We start from the raw sequence: 23,291 nt of genomic DNA, 5'->3' as shown, positions 1-23,291 counted from the left end.
ACGCAGCGTAGCAGGCCGGAAACCGGGCGCAGCAGACAAAAACGCCGGTTTTTGCTATGCTGTGCATGAGGTGAACGTATATGACATTTGGAGAGAAGCTCAAGACCCTGCGCATCCGGGAAGAATATTCACAGGAGGCGCTGGCGGAGCTGCTGCACGTTTCGCGGCAGGCGGTGACCAAGTGGGAGAACAATGCAGGCATGCCGGATATTGAGAATATCAAGGCAGTAGCCGATTTGTTCGATGTGACGCTGGATTCGCTGCTGCGCGACGAGGAGGAAGTGGAAACGACCGAGGAGAGCCGCGGCTGGAAGGTAGCGGCAGCGTGCGCAGCCATCGGGATGGTCATTGGCCTTTTACTGGATGAGCTGGGCGTGGGGAGCGGCCGTATGGCCGGTATGTTTACTTTCGGCGCGGGGGTGACCGGCGGGGCACTGTATTACATCGCGCTGCAGCTGCGGAAGATAAACAAGAGGTGAAACAATGAAGGTATTGACCATCGGCGATGTCGTTGGGGAAGCGGGGATCGACACGCTGTATGCCCTGCTGCGGCGTGTCAAACGTGCGCAGGGAGCGGATTTTGTGATCGTCAACGGAGAAAATGCCGCAGGACGCGGCATCACGCCCGCGCAGGCGGACGATATTTTTTCCGCCGGTGCGGATGTGATCACGCTGGGCAACCATGCGTTCGGCAAGCGGCAGATCGCTTCCTATCTGGATGAGCACACCGATGTGCTGCGTCCGGCTAATCTGGCGCCGCAAAGCCCGGGACAGGGCTGGGGGATCTACGACGGGCCGCAGGGTCTGCGCCTGCTGGTGATGAACCTGCTTGGCCGGTGCGACATGCCCTACGGGCCGGACAACCCGTTCCTTTGTGCGGATAAGATCCTGCGTGACAACGAAGGCAAGTATGATATCGCGCTGGCGGAGATCCACGCGAACGCCACCAGTGAAAAGCTTGCCATGGGGTATTATCTGGATGGCCGCGCCGCAGCGGTATGGGGCACGCATACCCATGTGCAGACTGCGGATAACCGCATCAACCCCAAGGGTACGGGGTATATTACCGATATCGGGATGACCGGTCCGGTGGTATCCGTGCTGGGTGTATGCCCCGCGCAGTCGATCGCTATGTTCCGCGGCGATCTGACCGAGCCGTTCCAAACCGCGCCGGGCGAATGTGCGCTGTCCGGCGCGGTGTTTGAGATCGGCAGGGACGGCGTGTGTTCGTCCGTTACACGGGTGTGGGAGCGCTGCGGGCGCTGACCGTGTGCTGTGCGCTTGTGCAAAATGGAACGTCGGTGTGCGGCGGACAAGTATCCGTGTGAGAAAAACAACTGAAAACGGGGCGGACGACCGGCCGGTTTTGCAAGGAGTTGACAAAAAACTTGCAGATCACCAAAAATGCGTTGACGAACGCCCGGATTTTGCAGTATGCTATTTAATGAAGGATATTGGGGATTGTTTATTGTGAAAATATTAACAATGCTCGCAGGCGCAGCGCTTCGCAAATGGGAAGGACGGGGCGGTGCAGTAAGGAGGATAACAACCAGATGAACTCTCTGCTTAGTAAATTTACGTTTACAGATGAACTGATCGATGTGATCGAAAACTGTAAGGGCGTATCGGTTCCGACAACCAAGGCGGAGCTGTATGATATGGTGTTCGGCCCGAACCATGAGGACGTGTATGACGTTGTGTTCGATGTGCCGGGCAAGGGTCCGATTAAGGAAGCGGACGTAACCCACTGCAAAAACGGTGCCTCGGTTAATTTTGTAGAGGATTACATGCGCCGCCGTGAGCCGGACTGTATGCGCATTGCGGATGATAAGCCGACGGACAAAAAGCGTTTTGCGGATGTGTACGGCTATCCCTTTGCCGATCTGCGCCGCGAAACCATGGAATGGTTCAAAACGCAGGAGTTGGTTCTGATGCCCTTTAATTCGGGCGGTAATATTTACGGCTACGGCTCGATGCTGGTCTGCCCCAAGGCATGTGCGTTTTTTGCGTTTGCGCTGGCGCACCTGCAGGGCTTTGTCAACGCGAGGGAGTGCGAGGGCTACGCGCCGCGCGCCATCGTTTACGTTGCGCCTCCGTTCCGCCACACGCATTTCGCGGGCAAGCAGGTTGTTGTGCACAACCGTTTGGATGACTGCCACGAGGTGTTCTCTTATAACCTGTATCCCGGTCCGTCTGCCAAAAAGGGCGTCTATTCGGTGCTGCTCGATATCGGTGAGCAGGAGGGCTGGGTAACCGCGCATACCTCCTGCGGCCGTCTGGTCACGCCGTATGAGAACGAAATGGTCATCATGCACGAGGGTGCTTCGGGCGGCGGCAAGAGCGAAATGCTGCAGTATATCGCCCGCGACGAGGAAGGCCGCGTGCTGCTTTCGACCAACACCGTGACCGGTGAGGAAACCTATATCAATATGGGCATGACCTGCTGGATCGAGCCGGTGTGCGACGATATGGCAACCTGCTATCCGGCGATCCAGAACAAGTCGGGCAAGCTGGTGCTGGTGGATGGTGAGGACGGCTGGTTCCTCCGTATGGACAGCGTAACGCATTACGGCAGCGACCCGGTTTACGAGCGCATCTGCACCGAGCCGAAGGAACCGCTCTGCTTCTTCAATATGGAAGGCCATGCGGGCGCGACCCTGCTGATTTGGGAGCATACCAAGGATTCCAACGGCAAGCCGTGCTCCAACCCGCGCGCCATCGTGCCGCGCCGGGATATCCCGCATATCGTGAAGGAGCCGGTCGAGGTCGATGTGCGCTCGTTCGGCGTGCGTATGCCCCCCTCCACCCGCGAGAACCCGAATTACGGTATCATGGGTATGATGCACATTATCCCGCCGGCGCTGGCGTGGCTGTGGCGTCTGGTGGCGCCGCGCGGCTTCAACAACCCCTCTATTGTAACGGGGAATGAGCTGAAGAGCGAGGGCGTTGGCTCTTACTGGCCGTTTGCGACCGGTCAGCGTGTCAAGCAGGCGAACCTGCTGCTGCAGCAGATCATGGCAAGCCCGAACACCCGTTATGTGCTTATTCCGAACCAGCATATCGGTGTGTACAAGGTCGGCTTTGCGGCCGAGTGGATCAGCCGTGAGTATCTGGCACGCCACGGCGGCGCAAAGATCCGCCGGGAGCATCTGGTGCCTGCCCGCTGCTCGCTGCTTGGCTATGCGATGAAGGATATGACCATCGACGGACAGCGTATCCGTTCCAAGTATCTGCGCGTGGATACGCAGGATCGTGTCGGCACGGAAGGCTATGATGCAGGTGCGAAGATCCTGACGGATTTCTTCCGCAAGGAGCTGCAGAAGTTCGATACGCCGGAGCTGGACCCGCTGGGCCGCCAGATCATCGAGTGCTTCATGAACGGCGGTTCGCTTGCGGATTTCGAGGCGATCACCCCGACCAACCTGTAAGGAAACCGGCATAAAGCGAATATTGGTTTGAAAAAAGGGCTTGGCGCGTATGCGCCAAGCCTTTTTGTTTGGAAGAAAGCTTATTGTTTGCTGCCCGGCAGCTGCTGTGGGGCGAGCGGCAGTGTGAATTCAAATTCGGTCGCGCCGCCGTTGGAGCTGACCGAAATCTCGCCGCCGTGCAGGTTGATGATGTTTTTGACGATATACAGCCCCAGACCCGCGCCGGTCTTATCCATGGAGCGGGAACGGTCGGCCTTATAGAAACGGTCGAACACGTGCGGCAGGTCTTCTGCGGAAATACCCGCACCGGTGTTGCGGATGGAGAAGGTGCAGAACTTGCCATCCGGATGGGCGCGCAGCCGCAGGCAGCCGTTTGGATTGATGAACTTTACTGCGTTGTCCACCAGATTATAAACGGCGCGGTACAGATGATCCCGGTCGCCCATTACGATGAGGCGGTCATCCATTTCGCAGTTTACCTCAAGCTGCTTTTTTTCGATCTTCTGCTCGAATGAAAGCAGAATTTGGGTGGTCATCTCGGAAAAATCAAAGGGTGCGGGGTTAAGGATCAGCTCGCCTGATTGGATCTTGGCGGCATCCAGCATCCGACCCACCATGCGGGACAGGCGGCGGCTTTCTTCCGCGATGATGTGCAGATATTTATCCCGCTGGCCGGCAGGGATCGTGCCGTCGATCATGCCGTCTACAAAGCCGCCGATGGTGGTCATCGGGGTTTTGAATTCGTGGCTGACATTGGAAATGAAGCCGCGCGTCAGCTCTTCGAGCTGGTTGAGGTCGCGTGCCATGTTGTTAAAGGATACGGCCAGCTCGTCGATTTCGTAGCAGTGGTTATCCTCCGGTACGCGCACCTCGAAGTTGCCGGCGGCAAATTCCTTGGCAGCGCCCGCGATCACCTTGAGCGGCCGTGTCATGTGCTGGGACAGGATAAACGACAGGATGAGCGCCACTGCCAGCGTGATGAGCAGGATGAGCATGAGCGTTTGTGTCGAATGGCGCACCATATCGGCAGCGGCGGCATCCTTGGTATAAACGAACACCATGGCGGAAAGCTGGTTATCCGGACCGGTTACGCCGGTGCCGACCGTATAGCTGGAGTTATCGTCCATCATGCCCAGACGCCCGACCTCAGCATAGCTGCCGGTGCGATGCACCTGCTGCACAACCTCCTGCGAGAGCCGGTAGTCGGGCGCTGTGGTGGCAAGGCCGTCCGGCCCGGCGATCACCTGAATGGAGCCGTTCGGGTCGGTAACGTATACGGTGATCGCATCCTCCTTGGCAACCGTGCCGATCGAGATCATATAGATCTGCTGGATGATCTCGGAATCCGTGCCCAGCATCAGCCGGGTCTGCTCGGCCAAGCTCTGCACGGTCGTGCGCAGCTCAGCCTGCTTGGAGGCAAGGGCGTAATTGCTCATCTGGTAGTGGAAAACCCCGCCCGCCACCGCGAATGCGCACACGATCAGGATGAGATGCGTCACATAGTTTTTGAAGAAAAAACTGTGTTTTCCCATGGCTTACTCCTTGGTCTCGAACTTATAGCCGACACCCCAAACGGTTTTCAGCTCCCACTTGTCCGAAACGCCCTCGAGCTTTTCGCGCAGACGCTTGACGTGCACATCGACCGTGCGGGTGTCGCCGAAGTAGTCAAAGCCCCACACATCATCCAATAGCTGCGCACGGGTGAATACCCGGTTGGGGCTGGAGGCCAGATAGTACAGCAGCTCGATTTCCTTGGGGGGCGCATCCATGCGTTTGCCCTTGATGACCAGATCGTAGGCCTGTTTATCGATGATGAGATTGTCGAACGCCAGCTTTTCGGGGGCGTCGTCCGGCGCCATGCGGCGGAATACCGCGCGCACGCGCGCGATGACCTCGGGCATTTCAAGCGGTTTTACGATGTAGTCGTCCGCACCCATTTCCAAACCGGAAACACGGTCCGCGGTTTCGCCCTTGGCGGTCAGCATGATGATGGGCACGTCGCTCTCCGCGCGGATCTCCTTGCAGACGGCCCAGCCGTCCATTACGGGCATCATCACATCAAGCAGCAGCATATCCGGCTTTTCGCTTTTCCATAGCTTGATGCCCTCTACGCCGTTTTCGGCTTCCAGCACGGTATAGCCCTCGCGTTCCAGATACAGCCGCAGCAATTCGCGGATATTCGCTTCGTCTTCGACGATCAATATCTTTTTTGCCATATGTTTCCCTACTTTCCCGGAGTATGCTATCATTATAACGCCTTCCGCCGGAAAAAGCATTAACAATCTGTAAAAGCAAGGCCGGTAATTGTGCGTGTGCGGCGGGCATGCTATAATCAAAGCATCTCAAGAAAAAAGAGGAAGCGTTATGTTACAGCCCATACCTATGCAGATCATCGCGCGGATCCGCAGCGATTTCCCCACCAAGTTCGGCATCCCGCGTCAAAGCGGCTTGGCGGACGTGCCTGCCCGCATCGTGTTTGAGCCGCCCTACCGCAACGCAGATGCGCTGCGCGGCATCGAAGGCTACTCCCACCTGTGGCTTATCTGGCATTTTTCCGAAGCCGAGCGCGCGGGCTGGTCGCCCACGGTGCGCCCGCCCAAGCTGGGCGGTAACCGGCGGATGGGGGTGTTTGCCACGCGGTCGCCGTTCCGTCCGAATGCGATCGGCCTGTCCTCGGTGCGGCTCGGTCGGGTCGAGCTGCATACGCCCGAAGGCCCGGTGCTGTATGTTTCCGGTGCAGACCTGATGGACGGCACGCCGTTGTTCGACATCAAGCCGTATCTCGCGTATACGGACGCCCATCCCGAAGCGGCGGGCGGCTTTGCCGATCCCATTTTACAGCGCAGGATGGAGGTGGACTGCCCGCCGGCCCTGCTCGACCGGCTGCCGCCCGACCGGCGTCAGCCGCTGCTGGACGCGCTGGCGCAGGACCCGCGCCCCGGCTATCAGGCGGAGGCAGATCGGGTCTACGGCTTTCCGTTTGCCGGGTTTGAGGTGCGCTTTGCCGTATCCGGCGATCGCCTGACGGTGACCGGCATTACGCCCGCCGGGCGGGAATGACCGGCGGTGCGCCGCGCGGAATTCAAAAAATATTCATATTGTTTTCAACAAACATCCACACAGCAGCTTTAGAATGAGGGCATAAACTCGATAGGAGGCCATCAGCAATGGATGAGTTCAACAACGTAAACCAAACGCCGCAGCAGAACGGCGATGGATATATCCCCCCGCAGCAGAACAATGGGGCGGCTCCGTCCGCACCGCAGGATGCCGAGCCGCGCACCCCGTATCAAACGCCGGTGCAGCATCCGGCCTATCAGGCGCCGCAGCAGGAGCAGCAGCCCCCGCAGGACGGCCAGCCCGGCGGTGCGGGTAAGCCCCCGAAAAAGAAGGGGCATGGCAAGGCGGTAGTGATCGGCCTGTGCGGCGTAGGCGCGGCATGCCTGCTGTTTGCGGGCGGCGCCCTGCTCGGCACGTTCGCGTTCAGCGGCGGGGCGGATCCTGCGGCGGACGGCTCTGCGGCCGGTCCGCTGCCGACCGTGCAGATCGCGGATACCCCAAAGCTGGATCCGGATAACTACGATGTGGTCAACGGCCTTGCGGGGGAGGAGATCTATAAAAAGGTCAGTCCCTCGATCGTATCGGTCATCGCGGAGACACCGAACGGCACCGGGACGGGATCGGGCGTAATCATGACGGCGGACGGCTACGTGATCACGAACAACCATGTGGTGGAAGGCGCCGCGCAGGTCACGGTGCAGCTCAGTGAGGGCGACCAGCTGGCCGCCGAGGTCATCGGTACGGATGAGCAGACCGATCTGGCGGTGCTCAAGGTCACCCCGGAAGGGGAGCTGGCTGCGGCGGAGTTCGGTGATTCGGATGCGCTGCAGCCCGGCGAATATGCGTATGCACTCGGTTCGCCCGGCGGCGTGCAGTTCGCCAACACGATCACGGGCGGACGTATTTCCGCGATCAACCGCGATGTGACCATCAACGACCGCGTGATGACCCTGATCCAGACCGATGCGTCCATCAACCCGGGCAACTCGGGCGGCGCGCTTATCAATAAATACGGGCAGGTCGTCGGTATTACCTCGGCTAAGCTGTCGGGCAATGCGTTCAGCGCGGCTTCGATTGAAGGCATGGGCTTTGCGATCCCGATCAATACTGCAAAGGAGATCGTCGATGAGCTGATCGCCAACGGCTATGTAACCGGCCGTCCGTCGATTGGTATTACCGGTAAAAATGTGGAATCGACCGATGGCAGTGTGTCCGGTGTGCAGGTATATTCGATCGACTCGCGCGCCAAGGCGGCGAAGGAGGGCCTGCAGGTTGGTGATGTGATCACCGCGGTGGATGGCAAGCCCACCCCGACAATGGATGACATCAACAGCGTGAAGGAGAACAAAAAGGCCGGCGATACGCTGACGCTGACGGTATATCGCATTTCGTCAGATAAGATGATCAACATCAAGGTTACGCTGATGGATGCGCATGATCTGGAGGGCGATGACCCTGCTGCACAGCAGGAAGCCCCGCAGCAGGAGCAGGGCGGCGGCTATTACAGCCCGTTCCCGTTCTTCGGCTGGTAATCGTTTGATCCGGAAATAACCGTGCGTTCACAAGAGAATGTACCGCAAAAGCATAAAAAGTCAGGCACATGTGCCTGACTTTTTTGTGCCTTTAGGGGATTGGCATGGCGTGTGCCGTTTGCGCGGTGGGGCGGATGCGGGTTATTTTTCGTACCGGTCGGCAAGCTGCTGGCTGATAAACTGCCGCGCGGTGCGCGGCGACCGTCCGTTGCGCCGCAGGGCAAAGCGCTCGGCCAGCAGGTGGAGCTGGTCGGCGGGAAGGGTCAGCCCGTTTTCGGCGGCCAGCTGATCGACGATAAACAGGTATTCATCCTTATCCGGTACGGAGAAAGTGATCTCCAGTCCGAACCGGTCGGACAGGGAGGTGACCGTTTCCAGACTGTCGCGCACGCGCACTTCGTCGCCTTCGCGGTCGGCAAAGGTCTCGCGGATCAGGTGACGGCGGTTGCTGGTTGCGTAAATCACCAGATTGGCGGGTTTCCCGGCAAGTCCGCCCTCGATAAACGCCTTGAGCGCAGCGAAATTGTCATCCTCGCGGCTGAAGGATAGGTCGTCCAGAAAGACGATGAAACGGAAGGGGGAGCGCAGGGTTTCGGCAAACAGGCGCGGGAAGCAGGTAATATGCCGGGGCGACATTTCGATGATCTTCAGCCCGCGGCCGGCATATTCATTGACCACCGCCTTGACGGTGGAGGATTTGCCGGTGCCCTTGTCGCCGTAGAGCAGGATGTTATTGGCTTCGCGCCCGTCCAGAAAGGCGCGGGTGTTTTTGAGGATCTGCTGCTTCTGCCGCTCGTAGCCGGGCAGGTCGTGCAGGCGGATGGTATCCGGGTGCACGATGGGGGCGGCAGTACCGTCATCCTGCATGGCAAAGGCGGAGGACTGCGCAAAAAAACCGTAGCCCTGTGCGCGGTAGAAGCTGGCCAGCGAGGCACCGTCCCGGAAGGGGAGAGGCGCGGCTGCGGGAAAATCGGGCAGCGCGTGCAGTGCGGGCAGCCCGAAGCGTCCGGCGGCGGCAGCCTTGAGCGCGGCGCCGTCTAAGGCAAGCAGGCCGTTCAGCGCGGCAATATCGTGCGTGGCGGCATCGAGCAGGGACGGGTCGGGTGTGTCCAGCCGGTCGGTCAGGGTGTTGGCATCAAAATGGACGGCATCAAGCAGTGCACGGTGCGCCCCGCCGCAGGCAAACAGCGCTTCACACAGTGCGCCGTAGCAGTCGGCAAAAGCAGCGGGACTGCGGTCGAGTGCATCCAGCGTATCCGCATAGGCGTGCACGAGCGGATGCCGGTGCAGGCCGCGCAGTACGGAAAGGGCGTGTACGTGCAGGGAAAGGGTGGAAAGTTCCATGGATCATACCTCCGCAGCATGGTTTTTTATCCGGTCACAGCATAGCACACTTCGGCGGCGGATGCAACATAGGATGAGGAGAGAATAAAGCAGGAAGGAGAATGGCGATGAGCCGTTATGCGCTTTTGATATGCCGCAGCCAGACCGAAGCGGTCGGCCTGCGGCGGCATCTGGGACAGATGGGAGTGTCGGGGGAGGTGACCCGTCCGCCGCGCCATGCGTGCACAGAATCGTGCGGCTGGGCGGTGCGGGTGGATGCGCCGCAGCTCGACGGGGTGCTGTACCGCCTGCGGCAGCTTGGTATTGTACCCTGCCGCGTGCTGGAAGAGGGGGTGGGCGTATGATTTATCTGGATAATGCAGCCACCACCCTGCATAAGCCGCGCGCAGTGGAGGAAGCGGTGCGGCAGGCTATGCACGGTGCGGCGGGGTATGCGCGCGGTGGACACGCGGCGGCGCTGTGCGCGGGAGAGACCGTGTATGCCTGCCGGGAGCAGGCCGCGGCGCTGTTCGGCGTGGAGGATCCGGCGCGGGTGGTGTGCACGATGAATGCCACGCACGCGCTGAATCTGGCGATCCATGCGCTGGTGCAGCCGGGGATGCGGGTAGCGGTGGGTGGATATGAGCACAACGCCGTGATGCGGCCGCTCACGCTGCGTGGGATCGACCCGGTCGTGCTTGATACACCGTTGTGGGATGCCGAAGCGATGGTGGAAGCCGCGCAGCAGGCGCTGGACGACGGGGCGGAGCTGATGATCCTCAACCATGTATCCAATGTGTTTGGGTATGCGGCGCCGCTTGATGCGATTGCCGGCCTGCTGGATGCCGCAGGCGTGCCGCTGCTGCTGGATGCGTCGCAGTCCGCCGGGATGATCGATCTGGATGTGCGCCGGTATCCCTGCCTTGCGGCGGTGTGTATGCCCGGCCACAAGGCGCTTTACGGACCGCAGGGCACGGGGCTGCTGCTGGCGCTGGATGACCGGATCGCCGCGCATCCGCTGCTGGCAGGCGGAACGGGAAGTCTGTCCGAACAGATGGCACAGCCGGAATTCCTGCCCGATGCGCTTGAAAGCGGCACGCCTAATGTGCCCGGCATTGCGGGACTGGCTGCCGGGCTGGCGTTTGTGCGGGCGGTCGGACCGGCGCATATGCTGGCGCATGAGCGGCGTCTGGCGGCGGAGACCGCCCGTGCGCTCGAGCGGGAGACACGCATCGAGTGCTTTGCCCATCCCGCGCAGACGGGCGTGCTGTCCTTCCGGGTGCCGGGCGTGCCGTCCGAAACGGTGGCCGAGGCGCTGGCACGGCAGGGGGTGGCGGTGCGCGCCGGACTGCATTGCGCCCCGTTGGCTCACCGCACCGCCGGCACCGAGCAGACCGGCACGGTTCGCCTGTCCTTTTCCTTTTACTCTACCGTGCATCAGGCCGAGCAGGCGGCAGCGCTGATCGGAGAAACCGTAAAAAAACTATGAACACCTTCCCGAATACGCTATACAACGAGGGGCAGGTTGTGGTAGTATAAATAAGGAAATCCCCTGTCTTTCCGCGATGCGGAGGGCTGAGAATAAACAGGACAGGTGAATATATGGAAACATTTCAGAATTTTTTTGATCCGAGGATGCAGAATATCGATTTATGGAGCTCGATCCAGCAGAGCATTGCTTCGCTGGAAACGGCGGGCATCATGGATATCATTGATATCCTGATCGTCGCCTACATCATCTACCGGGTGATGAAGCTGCTCAAGGATACGAGTGCGGCGCGGCTGGCCAAGGGTATTCTGGTGCTGCTGCTCATCCTGCTGCTGGCAAGCTTTGCCCAGCTGACAACGATTTCGTTTATTTTGCAGACTGCCGTGTATTACGCGCCGTTTGTGCTGGTGGTCATCTTTCAGCCCGAGCTGCGCCGGCTGCTTGAGCAGCTTGGTAAGGGCAAGCTGAGCCGCCTGCTTGTTCCGGCGGACGATCCCGGTGCGATTGAGGCGGCAATCGACGCTACCGTAGCGGCCTGCGCGGATATGGCAAAAACCAAAACCGGTGTGCTTATCGTGTTTGAGCGCAAGGAACGGCTGGGTGAGATCGCTGCGACGGGCACCGTGCTGGACGCGGACCCTTCGCCCGAGCTGCTGAAAAACATCTTTTTCAAAAACACCCCGCTGCACGATGGGGCGCTCATCATGCGTGATGGCCGCATCCATGCCGCAGGCTGTGTGCTGCCGCTTTCGGGCAGCCAAAACCTGTCGCGTGATCTGGGCACGCGCCACCGCGCTGCGGTCGGTATGAGCGAATCGGCGGACAGCGTTCTGGTGGTCGTTTCGGAGGAAACCGGCGCGATCTCGGTTGCGATCGGCGGTATGCTCAAGCGTCACCTGTCGCCCGAGGTGCTGCGCAAGGTGCTGGAATCCGAGCTGCTTTCTTCGGAAAAACCGGATACCAACCGGATCGCCGCGCTGCGCAGCAAATGGAAAGGGGGCGCGGGCCGATGAAGCAGTTTATGAAAAAGCATGATATCTGGCTGCGCCTGCTGTCGCTGCTGCTGGCGCTTGTGTTGTGGGTGCTGGCGCGGGACGCGGTCAATCCGATCAAAACCAATGTGATCAGCAATGTGCCGCTGACGGTCATCGGGGCAGATACCCTGCTGGGCAATACCGGCCTGTCGGTGATCGAATCGACGGAAAGCGTGAATATCACGGTGCGCGGCCCGAATGCGGAGATCACCAACGCTTCCCTGCGCCGCCGGATCGCGGCAACGGTGGATGTTTCCGGCATTACGGACGGGGCGGGGGAATATACACTGCCCGTGCGCGTTACGGTCGGCGTAAACGATGTGGAGGCCGGCAGCGTTTCGGCGCGTGTGCTGATCGACAAGGTTGTGACTGAAACCGTGCCGGTGCGCGTGGAAACGACCGGCATTCCGGCGGACGGCTACCGTGCCGACACGCCCGAGCCTGCGACCACCAAGGAGATCACGGTTTCCGGACCGGCATCCGAATTGCGCGAGGTTGCCTATGCGTACGGTACCATTCCGGTAGATGGATGCAGCGCGACCTTTACCGGGGAGTGCACGATCACGCTATATAACGATGCGGGCAATCCGATCACCGGCACGCATGTGACCAGCCAGACGGATACGATCAATGTGCGGGTGCCGGTTTACCCGGTCGAAAGCGTCAAGCTGGCGGTTTCGCTGACCGATGGCGATACCCTGAAAACCGATCAGGTTGATGTGAGCATTGATCCGGATACGGTGCGCCTGTTGGGTGATCAGAATATTCTGGCAGGGCTGCCCGAGATCAATCTGGGTGCGATCGATTTGGATAATGTGCGCACCGGCGTGCCGATTGAAATGGAGATTCCGCTGCCGGAAGGCGTGCGGCTGGATGCGGGACAGTCAGCCACGGCGCGTGTGACGATCAGCGTAAAGGAAGAGGAAAGCGTTTCCACCCGCAAGGTGGAGGTAACACGCTTTATGCCGACCGATACCGCGCATGTGCAGACACCGTACACCGTGTCCGTGCTGACCGACTCGGTCGAGGTTGAGCTGCGCGGCAGCGAAAGTGCGCTGGAACAGGTCGATCTGAATACGCTGACCATCGGCCTGACGTTTGATTCGGTCTCGCTTGGCGTGGGTACGCACAAGGTAAAGGGTCTGGTTGCTGCGACCGGCCTGCCGGCGGGCGTTACGCTGGTGCAGGAGGATGTCGAGGTCGAGATCCAGATCACGGAGGACGATGCGCCGCCCGCGGAAAGCGGGGTGGCGGAATGAGCTTGCTGGTCAGCAATATCCGGCTGCCGTTTGACCGGCCGGAGGAGGAGGCGATGGCGGAAGCGCGGCGTCTGACCGGTCTGCGGTCAGAGGAGATACAGGCGGCGGTGTACCGCGTCAGCGTGGATGCGCGGCGCGGGCACATCGCTCGCGTATATACGGTGCGCTTGGATGCGCCGTGGGACGAAAAGGCATTTGCAGAAACCCTGCAAATGCCCTTCGTGCGTTATAAACCGGATGAAAAGCCCACAGTGCCGCGGGGAAGTAAGCGGCTGGAGCATCGTCCGGTGGTGATCGGGCTGGGGCCGGCGGGGCTGTTTGCCGCCTATACGCTGGCAAAATACGGCTACGCACCCCTTGTGCTCGAACGCGGCGGTGCGCTCGAGGAACGCGACCGCGCGGTCGATACGTTCTGGTCGGGCGGCGCGCTGGACACGAACTGCAATATCCAGTTCGGGGAAGGCGGCGCAGGCGCGTATTCGGACGGCAAGCTCACCACCCGCATCGGCGATCCGCTGTGCGACACCGTTCTGCAAACGCTGGCTGCGCACGGTGCGCCGTCTGATATTGTAAAAAAGGCCAAGCCCCATGTGGGAACGGATATTCTGAAAAACGTGGTGCGCACGATGCGGTGCGCAATCATCCAAAACGGCGGTGAGGTGCGCTTCCGCACCGCGCTGACCGGGGTGACGCTGCAAAACGGCGTGCTGCGTGCGGTGCAGGCGGGCGGCGATGCCGTTCCGTGCGAACGGGCAGTGGCTGCGATCGGACATTCCGCGCGGGATACCTTTGCAGTGCTGCACCAAAACGGGGTATACTTTGAGCCAAAGGCGTTTTCGGTCGGCGTGCGGATCGAGCACCTGCAAAGCGAACTGGACCGTGCGCTGTATGGGAAATACGCGGGGCATCCGCTGCTGCCGCCGGCGGAGTATAACCTGTCCCGCCGCGCGGGGGGACGGGCCTGCTATTCCTTCTGCATGTGCCCGGGCGGCGTGGTGGTCGCGGCGCAGAGCGAGGAAAACACCGTTGTGACCAACGGGATGAGCTATCATGCGCGGAACGGAAAAAATGCCAACGCCGCGCTGGCGGTTTCGGCCGATCCCGTGGATTTTGCGGATGGTACGCCGTTCGGCGGCGTGGCGCTGCAGCGGCAGATCGAGCGCGCGGCCTACGCGCAGACCGGCTCGTACCGCGCCCCCTGTCAGCGCGTGGGGGATTTTCTGGCGGGACGGGCGAGCGTGCGCGCGGGCGAAGTCCGGCCGAGTTATCCGGTCGGCGTGCAGTACGGAGAGGCGGCGGCCAGCCTGCCTGCCTTTGCGCAGGCGATGCTGCGCGACAGCCTGCCGTATTTCGGCAGAAAGATCCGCGGCTTTGATGCGGCGGACGCGCTGCTGACCGGACCGGAAACGCGCACCTCCTCTCCGGTGCGGATGACGCGCGGGGACGATCTGTTTTCCCTTTCGGGCGCGGGGCTGATCCCCTGCGGCGAGGGCGCAGGCTATGCAGGCGGCATCATGTCCGCAGCGGTGGACGGTATCCGGGCAGCCTACCGTATTATGGAGGAATATGCGCCGGTATTGGAGTAAATAAAAAATGAAGAATGGAGAATTGACGCGCGGATACAATGCGCGGCCTTGGGCCGTTCCGTTATTCTCCATTCTCCATTCGATAAGCGATTCGTAATGGAAAGGTGAGACAAAACGATGACCCAACAGGGAACGATCAAAAAGCTGCTGCCGGACGGCATGGCGGAGATCGAGGTGACGCGCCGCTCGGCCTGCGGGCATGACTGTGCCAAGTGCGGCGGCTGCGGCGGGCTGGAAACCCAGACGCTGTACGTGACCGCACGCAACCGCGCTGAGGCGCAGGTAGGTGAACGCGTGCTGATAGAGGGTGAGACCGGGCAGGTGCTTGGGATCGCTGTGCTGGTGTATCTGCTGCCGGTGGTGCTGTTTTTTGCCGGCTACGCGGCGGCGGGCGCAATGGGCGCGGGAAGCGGCACGGCGGCGCTGAGCGGCGGCGTGCTGTTTGTGATCGGCATTTTGGCGGCAATTTGGTACAACCGGCGCGTGAAGCAGCGCAACGAGGTGCCGTTTGAAATTACCCGCCGCCTGTAAACGGCAGAGAACCTTATGGCATCTGCTGAAAAGGCTCTGAATTTTTTGTGAACTTTTACTGATTTTATCGGTTTCGCCCTTGTCTTATCGGAAAAAGTTCGGTACAATAAATTAAATACGCAAAACCGCACTGCGGATGCGGAAAAAGGGGTTATGTATGTTTGGCTATATCCGTCCGGTAAAGCCGGAACTGCGGGTGAAGGAGGCTGACCGGTTTCAGCAGGTGTACTGCGGTCTGTGCCATGCTATCCGTGCACGCTACGGGCGGTTTTACACCTATTTTCTCAGCTACGACATGACCTTTTTTGCATTGGTTGCGGGCTGTGGGGAGCAAACCACCGACCCGCCCTGCGGCAGACGGTGCGATGCGCATCCGCTGACCAAGCGGCCCTGCGCCCCTGCGGATGCCGCGCTGGAACTGGCGGCGGACGTGAGTGTGCTGCTCACCTATCATAAATTCCGGGACAGCCTTGCCGATGAAACCGGGCCGAAACGCCTGCTGGCCGGGCTGTTGTGCAGGATCGGGCGGCGCGGCTACGAAAACGCCCGTGCCCGTCTGCCAGAGGCGGACCGCGAGATGGTGCATGCGCTGGACGACCTGCAGGCGCTCGAGCGGGAACGCTGCGCTTCGATGGACCGCGCGGCGGATGCCTCAGCACGGATGACCGCAGCCGTCGTCCCCCCGACCGGGGACGTGCGCGAGCGCGTGCTGCGGCAGATGTTTTACCACATCGGGCGGTGGGTATACCTGCTGGATGCCGCAGCCGATGTGCAGGAGGATATGGAGCAGGGCAATTATAATCCGGTGGTGCTGCGCTACGGCCTGCACACACCGGAGCTGACAGAGATAAAACAACCGCTGGAGCGCACGCTCGAGCGGTCGCTCGCTGATATCTGCATGGCGTTCGATCTGCTGGAGGTGCGGCGGGATGCGGAGCTGATCCGCAATATTATTTTTTTAGGTATGCCGGCGGCGACCCGTCAGGTGCTGGACGGCACGTACCAAACGAACGGAGGATGGGGTAAACATGGATCCCTATAAGGTGCTGGGCGTCACGCCGCAGACAAGTGACGACGACGTGAAGCGCGCATACCGCGAGCTGGCACGCAAATATCATCCCGATAACTATATCAATAACCCGCTGGCCGACTTGGCGGAAGCCCGTATGAAGGAGATCAACGAGGCTTACGACCAGATCATGAACGAACGATCGGGCAAAACGGCGGGTGCATCGGGCGGCCAGCAGCAGTATGGCGGCCAGCAGTACGGCGGCCAGCAGCGCAGCTATACGGGCGCGAACGCGGCACTGTACAGCCAGGTACGGCAGGCGATCAATCAGGGCAATCTGGGCATGGCAGAGCAGCTGCTGCAGCGCGCCGCCGGCCGGGATGCCGAGTGGTTTTTCCTGATGGGCACGGTGTATTACCGCAAGGGCTGGTATGACGAGGCCGCGCGCTCTTATACGCAGGCCTGCCAGATGGACCCTTCCAATCTGGAATACCGCACAGCGCTCAACAACCTGAACATGTCCGGCGGCTACGGCGGTTACCGGCCGATGCAGCAGGCCAGTATGTGTGATTTCTGCCTGCAGCTGGCGGTGTGTAACTGCTGCCTGAACTCGTGCTGCGGCGCGGGCTGCTGATGGACGCGCGTGAGATTGCCCGCGGCGGGCTGTTGGCCGCAGCCGCCGTGGCGCTGTTGTATGTGGGCGGCGCAGCTTCCGCGATCGGCCCGGCCTGCTGCATTGCGGCGGGCATTGCATCGGCTGTGCCGCTGCTCCGGCGGGCGCATCTGCGCACAGCGGTGATGCTGTATCTGGCGGCTTCGCTGCTCGGTGCGCTGATCGTGCCGCGCAAAGGCGTGGTTGTGGCCTATGTGCTGTTTTGCGGGCTGTATCCTGTGGTAAAATATCTGATCGAAGCGCGGCTGCCGCGTCAGGTGCAGATGGGGATCAAGCTCGTGTATTTTAATGTTGTGCTGGCGGCCGCGGGTGCATTGGCGGCATGGGGCCTGCTGGGCGGAATTGTGCTGCCCGGCTTTTTTAAGCTGGCTGTGCTGTGGTTTGCCGCTAATTTTGTGTTTATGGTGTACGATATCGGGCTGTCGCGGCTGATCGCCGTGCTGCGCAGGATGCTGCCGCCCGAATAAAATAAAGGGGAAGAGGATTATGAAAAGTATGACCGGCTACGGCCGTGCGAAGGAGGAGCGCAGCGGCAGGACGATCACGGTCGAGCTGCGCGCTGTCAACCACCGGTATCTGGACTGTACCGTTAAGGCGCCGCGGCAATATGGTTTTTTGGATGACGCCGTAAAAAAAGCGGCTGCGGCGCGGATCGCCCGCGGCAAGGTCGAGGTGTTCGTCGGCGTGGAGGCCGAGGAGGGCGGCGACGTTGCCGTTACGGTCAACCATGCGCTGGCCGAACGCTATCTGGCCGCGCTGCGCGAGCTGGGTGATGATTACGGCCTGCGGGATGATGTGACCGTGAGCGTGCTGGCCAAGCTGCCCGATGTGCTCGGCTCGGAGCGTATCGAGCAGGATGCGGACGAGATGATCCGCGATGTGACCGCCGTGTTTGAAGCCGCCTGCGACGGCTTTAACCAGATGCGCGAGCGCGAAGGGGAAAAGCTGGCCGAGGATGTGCGCGACCGCTGCGCGGCGATCGAGCGTATGGTCGGCGAGGTGGAAAAACGCTCGCCGGAGCGGGTGCGAGAATACCGCGAAAAGCTGCTGACCCGTATGCGCGAGGTGCTGGCGGATACCAGCATTGACGAGACCCGCATCTTGACCGAGGCGGCGATTTATGCAGATAAGACCGCAGTGGATGAGGAGACCGTCCGCCTGCGCAGCCACCTGCACCAGTTGGACGGCATGCTGCGCGAGACCCAGCCGGTTGGCCGCAAGCTGGATTTTTTGGTGCAGGAGATGAACCGAGAGGCCAATACCATCGGCTCCAAGGCGAACGATGTGGATATGGCGCGTATTGTAGTGGATATCAAGAGCGAGATCGAAAAGATCCGTGAGCAGATCCAGAATATCGAATAACAGGGGGCGGCGCGGATGAAGCTCATCAATATCGGTTTTGGGAATATGGTCGCCTCCTCGCGGCTGATTGCGATTGTCAGCCCGGAGTCTGCGCCGGTCAAGCGTACTGTGCAGGAAGCGCGCGACCGCGGCATGGTGGTGGACGGCACCTACGGCCGCCGTACCCGCGCCGTGCTGATTATGGACAGTGACCATGTGGTGCTCAGTGCGCTGCAGCCGGAAACGGTGGCCGCGCGCTTTGCCGGGGAAGAGGATGGAGGCGTGAATGAAGATGCGTAAGGGAACACTGTATGTATTTACCGGGCCTTCGGGCGCGGGCAAGGGCACGCTGCTCTCCCGGCTGATGGCGGCGGATGACCGTCTGTTTTTCTCGATCTCCGCAACCACACGCGCGCCCCGTCCGGGGGAAGTGGACGGCGTGCAGTATTACTTCCTTTCCAAGGCGGATTTTGAGAAAAAAATCGCGCAGAATGCATTTTTAGAACATGCAAAATATGTAGATAACTATTATGGCACGCTGGAGGCGCCGGTCAATGAAAAGCTGGACGCCGGATACGACGTGATCCTCGAGATCGAGGTGCAGGGCGCCATGCAGGTGCACGAAAAACGTCCGGATGCGGTGATGGTGTTTATCGCGCCGCCCTCCTTTGAGGAGCTGGCGCACCGCCTGCGCGGGCGCGGCACAGAAGATGAGGAAAAGGTGTGCCGGCGGCTGGAAACCGCGCAGCGGGAGATGCAGTATACCGATCGCTTCGACCATGTGGTGGTGAACGATGAGATCGACCGCGCTGTGCGCGAATTGCAGGGCATTTTGGCTGAACGGCGTACATAAACGGCGCAAAACGAACATAACAATGCAATACCAGTTTGGGAAATAAAGGAGAAAACACATTATGCTGAAACCTTCGATGCAGGAATTGATGAAACGTGTGGGCAACCGCTATCTGCTGGTCAATCTGGCCGCGCAGCGCGCCCGTGATATTGCCGATCAGGCTGAGGAGAGCGGCGAGCAGCTGTCCGATAAGGCGGTAAAGCTTGCGCTCGATGAAATCGCCGCGGGCGAGGTTGTTTACCGTCCGGGTCCGCGTGTTGCGCCGGTGATCGCACAGAACAATGCAATCGCGGCGGCAATGGTGGATGTGGACGATGCGATCGATCTGGATGCAGATGAGCAGCCGCAGGATATGACGGATGGCGAGGAGGAGACGGAAGCACATCGCCTCGACGAGTTTGATGACCACGAGCTGGATGACGGCGATGTGCCGGAGGAGGACCGCTGAGCCATGGGGTTGGCAGGAAAGACCGTCGTTTTATGTGTAACGGGCGGCATTGCAGCCTATAAGGCGGCAGACCTGACCAGCAAGCTGCGGCAGGCCGGGGCGGCGGTGCGCGTGCTGATGACCGAATCGGCCACGCAGTTTATCGCCCCGATGACGTTTGAGACCCTGTCCGGCTACCGCACGGTGGTGGATACCTTTGACCGCGATTTTGCGTGGGAGGTCGAGCATATCTCGCTGGCGAAAGCGGCGGATGTGTTCGTCATCGCACCGGCCACGGCGAATGTGATCGCCAAGGCGGCGCACGGCATCGCGGATGATATGGTAACGACCACCCTGCTTGCCACCAAGGCGCCGGTTGTGATCGCACCGGCGATGAATACCGGGATGTACGATAATCCGGTGACGCAGGAAAATCTGCGCACGCTGCGGCGGCGCGGTTTTCATATCGTGGAGCCGGCGGCGGGCCGTCTGGCCTGCGGCGATACGGGACGCGGCAAGCTGCCAGATACCCCCACCCTTCTGTGGGGCATCGAAAAGGCGCTTGCGCCGCAGGACTTGGCCGGAAAGCGCGTGCTGGTTACCGCCGGGCCAACGCAGGAGGCAATGGATCCGGTGCGCTTCCTGTCCAACCACTCGACCGGTAAGATGGGCTATGCGCTGGCGGCGCGCGCGGCCATGCGCGGCGCGGAGGTGACGTTGGTCTCCGGTCCGACCGCATTGGAAACACCGCACGGCGTACACCGGGTGGACGTCGTTTCCGCGCGGGAGATGCATGAGGAAGTTGTGTCGCGGGCGGCGCAGCAGGATATGATCATCAAGGCGGCGGCCGTGGGCGATTACCGCCCGGCAGAGACCGCTCCCGAAAAGCTGAAAAAGGGCGAAGGGGAGCTGACGGTTACGCTGGCGCGCAATCCTGATATTCTTGCCGCGCTTGGACACAGCAAGCGTCCGGGACAAATGCTGTGCGGCTTTGCGATGGAGACACAAAACCTGCTGGACAACGCGGCAGATAAGCTGCGGCGCAAAAATTGCGATATGCTGGTTGCCAATTCGCTGCGGGATAAGGGCGCAGGCTTCGGCACGGACACCAATCTGGTCACCCTGCTGTATGCGGACGGCACCCGGGAAACGCCGCCCTTGATGAGCAAGGAGGCGCTGAGCGATATCATCCTCGACCGACTGCTGCAGCGTGCGGCGCAGGGCTGACAATACTGCCCCACCCTGCGGCGGGGCAACAAACTGCGTAGGGAGTAGTATTTGACTGATGGCGGAAAAAATCTGCGCGGTAGCCGTGGACGCGGCAACCTATGCGATCGACAAGCTATATTCTTACCGCGTGCCGGACGAGCTGCGGGAACAGGTGCAGATCGGCACCCGTGTTCTCGTGCCGTTCGGCTTTGGTAATAAACGAGCGGAAGCGGTCGTACTGGCCTTCCGGCAGGATGACGGCGGCTACCGGCTCAAGCCGGTGGTTGAGGTGCTGGATGACGAGCCGGTGCTGTCCGCGGGGCAGCTGCGGCTGGCTGCCTGGATGCGGGAGCGGCTGTACTGCACGTATTTCGACTGCGTGCACGCTATCCTGCCGGCGGGGCTGTGGTTTCGGCGGCAGGAGACGTATACGCTGGCGCCACAGGCAGACCCGGCAGCATTGCACACGCGGGAGGGAGAGGCCGGTGCGGTGCTCGCCCTGTTTGACCAGCCGGGACAAACGTTGGCAGCGGCAGAGATCCGGCAGCGGCTGGGCGGCAAAAGCGTTACCCGGGTGCTGGATGCGCTGACGGGTGAGGGAATTCTGCTCTATCACAGTAATACCGTGCAGAAGACGGGCGATAAAACCGAAAAGATGCTTGCATTGGATATGGAGGCGGGTGAGGCGATGGCGCATATCAGCCGGCGCAGCCCGGCGCGGATGGATGTGGTTTCCGTGCTGGCGGACGGCGGCTGGATGAGCTGGAAGGAACTGACTTATATGACCGGCGTTTCGGATGCGGCGCTGCGCGATATGGTCAAAAAAGGGCTGCTGCGTGTCCGGCAGGAGGAACGGCTGCGCACCCCGGATTTTTCCGCGGTGCCGCCTGCCGCTCCTGCCGTGCTGAGTGCGGCGCAGCAGCAGGTTTACGACGGCCTGTCCGCCCTGCTGGACGAGAACGCCGCCCGCGCCGCCCTGCTGTTCGGCGTAACGGGCAGCGGCAAGACACAGATCTATCTGGAGCTGATCGACCGGGCGCTGCAGCAGGGCAAAGGCGCGATTTTGCTGGTGCCGGAGATCGGTCTGACGCCCCAGATGCTGCGGCAGTTTGCCGCCCGCTTTGGGGATCAGGTTGCGGTGCTGCACTCGGCGCTATCGGCGGGCGAACGGTACGACAGCTATAAAAAAATCCGCTCGGGGCGCGGCCGCGTGGTGATCGGAACGCGGTCAGCGGTGTTTGCGCCGGTGGCGCGGCTCGGTGTGATCATTTTGGATGAGGAGCAGGACAGCGCGTACCGCTCCGAGCAAAATCCGCGTTATCATGCGCGCGACGTGGCAAAATACCGCGCCGTGCAGGAAAAAGCCCTGTTGGTGCTCGGCTCAGCCACCCCTTCGGTGGAAACGTACTACGGCGCCCGGCAGGGGAAATATCCGGTTTTCACGCTGGGGGAGCGGTTCCTCGGCGCGGGGCTGCCCGATGTGGCGATCGCGGATCTGCGCGGTCAGGCGCGGGAAGGCCGCCCGGGCGTGATCGGTTCGCAGCTTGAGCAGGAGCTGGCGGATACGCTGGCGCGGGGACGGCAGGCGATCCTGTTCCTCAACCGGCGGGGCAACAGCCGGGTCATTGGCTGTGCGCTGTGCGGCTGGGTGCCGGAATGTCCCTCGTGCTCGACCAACCTGACCTATCATTCGGCCTCGGGCCGGGCGATGTGCCACTACTGCGGCGCATCGGTCAAGATCACCGGGGCGTGTCCGGTGTGCGGGGGGACGCATCTGTTCACCGAAACCCCGGGTACGCAGAAGGTCGAGCAGGAGCTGCATGAAAAGTTTCCGGATGCCCGCGTGCTCCGTATGGATGCGGATACCATGCACACCAAGGGCGCGCACGAAAAGCTGTTTGCCGCCTTTGCCAAGGGGGAGGCGGATATCCTGCTCGGCACCCAGATGGTGACCAAGGGGCTGGATTTCGAAAACGTGACGCTGGTCGGCGTGCTGGATGCAGATCAAAGCCTGTATGCGCAGGATTACCGCGCGCGTGAGCGCACTTTTGCCCTGATCACGCAGGTGGTCGGCCGGGCGGGGCGGCGGTTCGATACCGGCAGGGCGGTGATCCAGACATACAGCCCGTCCCATCCGGTCATTCTGGCGGCGGCGCGGCAGGATTACGAGCGCTTTTTTGAGCAGGAGATGCAGACCCGGCAGGCGCTGCGTTGTCCGCCGGTGTGCAGTCTGACCCTGCTGACCGCAGTGGGCGAAATTGAGCAGCAGGTGCTGCAAAGCCTGCTGGCACTCAAAACCCGTTTGCAAAGCCTGATGGAGGGACAGTATGCGGATGTGAAAGCGCCCGTGCTCGGCCCGGCGGCGGCGCAGGTCGTTCGGGTGATGGGGCGTTACCGCTACCACCTGACCATGCGGGCGGACAGCACGCCGCGCTGGCGGGCGCTGATCGCGGGTGTTATCCGTGAGTTTTTGCAGGACAGCAAAAACCGCGGCGTGACCGTGTTTGCGGAGGAGAACCCGGACCTGTAAACGTATT

23 protein-coding genes are annotated in these 23,291 nt (G+C 61.1%); 20 read left to right on the top strand and 3 right to left on the bottom strand.

All coding sequences use genetic code 11. From position 1 onward, the window contains the following. Nucleotides 1-80: 80 nt before the first annotated feature. The 3 genes from T363_RS15015 (at nucleotide 81) to T363_RS0104145 (ending at nucleotide 3,428) form a co-directional block, all read left to right on the top strand. The gene (locus tag T363_RS15015; RefSeq protein ID WP_051643084.1) at nucleotides 81-479 is read left to right on the top strand and encodes a helix-turn-helix domain-containing protein; all 399 of its coding nucleotides are present in this window, start codon (nucleotides 81-83) and stop codon (nucleotides 477-479) included. 4 nt (nucleotides 480-483) lie between these two features. Beyond that, nucleotides 484-1,266 (top strand): TIGR00282 family metallophosphoesterase, encoded by a 783-nt coding sequence (locus tag T363_RS0104150; protein WP_031473532.1) that lies wholly within the window; start codon nucleotides 484-486, stop codon nucleotides 1,264-1,266. A gap of 287 nt (nucleotides 1,267-1,553) precedes the next feature. Beyond that, on the top strand, nucleotides 1,554-3,428 hold the full coding sequence (locus tag T363_RS0104145) for a DUF4914 family protein (RefSeq protein WP_031473530.1): 1,875 nt from the start codon (nucleotides 1,554-1,556) through the stop codon (nucleotides 3,426-3,428). Between the two features lie 80 nt (nucleotides 3,429-3,508). Here the strand turns inward: T363_RS0104145 and T363_RS15010 are convergent, their stop codons facing one another. After that, nucleotides 3,509-4,960, bottom strand: a complete 1,452-nt coding sequence (locus T363_RS15010) for a sensor histidine kinase (RefSeq protein WP_051643083.1) — start codon at nucleotides 4,958-4,960, stop codon at nucleotides 3,509-3,511. 3 nt (nucleotides 4,961-4,963) lie between these two features. Further along, entirely contained in the window at nucleotides 4,964-5,644 is a 681-nt protein-coding gene (locus T363_RS0104135; protein ID WP_031473526.1) for a response regulator transcription factor, read from the bottom strand. 148 nt (nucleotides 5,645-5,792) lie between these two features. On the opposite strand from T363_RS0104135, the gene tsaA reads away from it, so the two are divergent. Continuing rightward, nucleotides 5,793-6,488: a tRNA (N6-threonylcarbamoyladenosine(37)-N6)-methyltransferase TrmO gene (gene tsaA / locus T363_RS0104130; protein ID WP_031473524.1), complete on the top strand. Its 696-nt coding sequence runs from the start codon at nucleotides 5,793-5,795 to the stop codon at nucleotides 6,486-6,488. A gap of 107 nt (nucleotides 6,489-6,595) precedes the next feature. After that, nucleotides 6,596-8,020 (top strand): S1C family serine protease, encoded by a 1,425-nt coding sequence (locus T363_RS15005; protein ID WP_051643082.1) that lies wholly within the window; start codon nucleotides 6,596-6,598, stop codon nucleotides 8,018-8,020. 141 nt (nucleotides 8,021-8,161) lie between these two features. On the opposite strand, the gene T363_RS0104120 is transcribed toward T363_RS15005, so the two are convergent. Further along, a complete protein-coding gene (locus T363_RS0104120) occupies nucleotides 8,162-9,364 on the bottom strand; it encodes an ATP-binding protein (protein WP_031473520.1) in 1,203 nt (400 codons plus the stop codon). 107 nt (nucleotides 9,365-9,471) lie between these two features. Here T363_RS0104120 and T363_RS0104115 point away from each other — a divergent pair, with 107 nt between their 5' ends. The 15 genes from T363_RS0104115 to priA all read left to right on the top strand — a co-directional run bounded on the left by T363_RS0104115 (nucleotide 9,472) and on the right by priA (nucleotide 23,284). Beyond that, nucleotides 9,472-9,708 (top strand): putative Se/S carrier-like protein, encoded by a 237-nt coding sequence (locus T363_RS0104115; protein ID WP_031473518.1) that lies wholly within the window; start codon nucleotides 9,472-9,474, stop codon nucleotides 9,706-9,708. Beyond that, nucleotides 9,705-10,832, top strand: a complete 1,128-nt coding sequence (locus T363_RS0104110) for an aminotransferase class V-fold PLP-dependent enzyme (protein ID WP_031473516.1) — start codon at nucleotides 9,705-9,707, stop codon at nucleotides 10,830-10,832. The genes T363_RS0104115 and T363_RS0104110 overlap by 4 nt, the downstream gene beginning before the upstream one ends. A 113-nt stretch (nucleotides 10,833-10,945) precedes the next feature. Next, the gene (gene cdaA, locus T363_RS0104105) at nucleotides 10,946-11,845 is read left to right on the top strand and encodes a diadenylate cyclase CdaA (RefSeq protein WP_051643081.1); all 900 of its coding nucleotides are present in this window, start codon (nucleotides 10,946-10,948) and stop codon (nucleotides 11,843-11,845) included. Further along, complete coding sequence (locus tag T363_RS0104100; protein ID WP_031473512.1) at nucleotides 11,842-13,125, top strand: CdaR family protein; 1,284 nt, start codon at nucleotides 11,842-11,844, stop codon at nucleotides 13,123-13,125. Before cdaA ends, T363_RS0104100 begins: the two co-directional genes overlap by 4 nt. Further along, on the top strand, nucleotides 13,122-14,711 hold the full coding sequence (locus T363_RS0104095) for an NAD(P)/FAD-dependent oxidoreductase (RefSeq protein WP_031473510.1): 1,590 nt from the start codon (nucleotides 13,122-13,124) through the stop codon (nucleotides 14,709-14,711). The genes T363_RS0104100 and T363_RS0104095 overlap by 4 nt, the downstream gene beginning before the upstream one ends. 117 nt (nucleotides 14,712-14,828) lie before the next feature. Then, nucleotides 14,829-15,242, top strand: a complete 414-nt coding sequence (locus T363_RS0104090; protein ID WP_031473508.1) for a SoxR reducing system RseC family protein — start codon at nucleotides 14,829-14,831, stop codon at nucleotides 15,240-15,242. A 157-nt stretch (nucleotides 15,243-15,399) separates the two neighbouring features. After that, complete coding sequence (locus T363_RS0104085; protein ID WP_051643080.1) at nucleotides 15,400-16,284, top strand: DUF5685 family protein; 885 nt, start codon at nucleotides 15,400-15,402, stop codon at nucleotides 16,282-16,284. After that, complete coding sequence (locus tag T363_RS16675) at nucleotides 16,271-16,885, top strand: J domain-containing protein (RefSeq protein WP_031473504.1); 615 nt, start codon at nucleotides 16,271-16,273, stop codon at nucleotides 16,883-16,885. The genes T363_RS0104085 and T363_RS16675 overlap by 14 nt, the downstream gene beginning before the upstream one ends. Beyond that, nucleotides 16,885-17,391: a hypothetical protein gene (locus T363_RS0104075; protein ID WP_154658733.1), complete on the top strand. Its 507-nt coding sequence runs from the start codon at nucleotides 16,885-16,887 to the stop codon at nucleotides 17,389-17,391. Before T363_RS16675 ends, T363_RS0104075 begins: the two co-directional genes overlap by 1 nt. A 19-nt stretch (nucleotides 17,392-17,410) precedes the next feature. Continuing rightward, the gene (locus tag T363_RS0104070; protein WP_322786170.1) at nucleotides 17,411-18,286 is read left to right on the top strand and encodes a YicC/YloC family endoribonuclease; all 876 of its coding nucleotides are present in this window, start codon (nucleotides 17,411-17,413) and stop codon (nucleotides 18,284-18,286) included. Between the two features lie 15 nt (nucleotides 18,287-18,301). Next, nucleotides 18,302-18,565 (top strand): DUF370 domain-containing protein, encoded by a 264-nt coding sequence (locus tag T363_RS0104065; protein WP_031473498.1) that lies wholly within the window; start codon nucleotides 18,302-18,304, stop codon nucleotides 18,563-18,565. Continuing rightward, on the top strand, nucleotides 18,552-19,118 hold the full coding sequence (gene gmk / locus T363_RS0104060; protein ID WP_034971612.1) for a guanylate kinase: 567 nt from the start codon (nucleotides 18,552-18,554) through the stop codon (nucleotides 19,116-19,118). The genes T363_RS0104065 and gmk overlap by 14 nt, the downstream gene beginning before the upstream one ends. A 61-nt stretch (nucleotides 19,119-19,179) precedes the next feature. Further along, nucleotides 19,180-19,566 (top strand): DNA-directed RNA polymerase subunit omega, encoded by a 387-nt coding sequence (gene rpoZ / locus T363_RS16435; RefSeq protein ID WP_242840226.1) that lies wholly within the window; start codon nucleotides 19,180-19,182, stop codon nucleotides 19,564-19,566. Between the two features lie 3 nt (nucleotides 19,567-19,569). Continuing rightward, complete coding sequence (gene coaBC, locus T363_RS0104050) at nucleotides 19,570-20,772, top strand: bifunctional phosphopantothenoylcysteine decarboxylase/phosphopantothenate--cysteine ligase CoaBC (protein ID WP_031473492.1); 1,203 nt, start codon at nucleotides 19,570-19,572, stop codon at nucleotides 20,770-20,772. A 58-nt stretch (nucleotides 20,773-20,830) separates the two neighbouring features. After that, nucleotides 20,831-23,284: a replication restart helicase PriA gene (gene priA, locus T363_RS0104045; protein WP_031473490.1), complete on the top strand. Its 2,454-nt coding sequence runs from the start codon at nucleotides 20,831-20,833 to the stop codon at nucleotides 23,282-23,284. Nucleotides 23,285-23,291 lie beyond the last annotated feature (7 nt).

The sequence above is a fragment of the Agathobaculum desmolans ATCC 43058 genome (assembly GCF_000701665.1).
Classification (GTDB): domain Bacteria; phylum Bacillota; class Clostridia; order Oscillospirales; family Butyricicoccaceae; genus Agathobaculum; species Agathobaculum desmolans.
The sequence above is the reverse complement of the archived record's forward strand: the minus strand, read 5'-3'. Positions and strand labels throughout refer to the sequence as shown.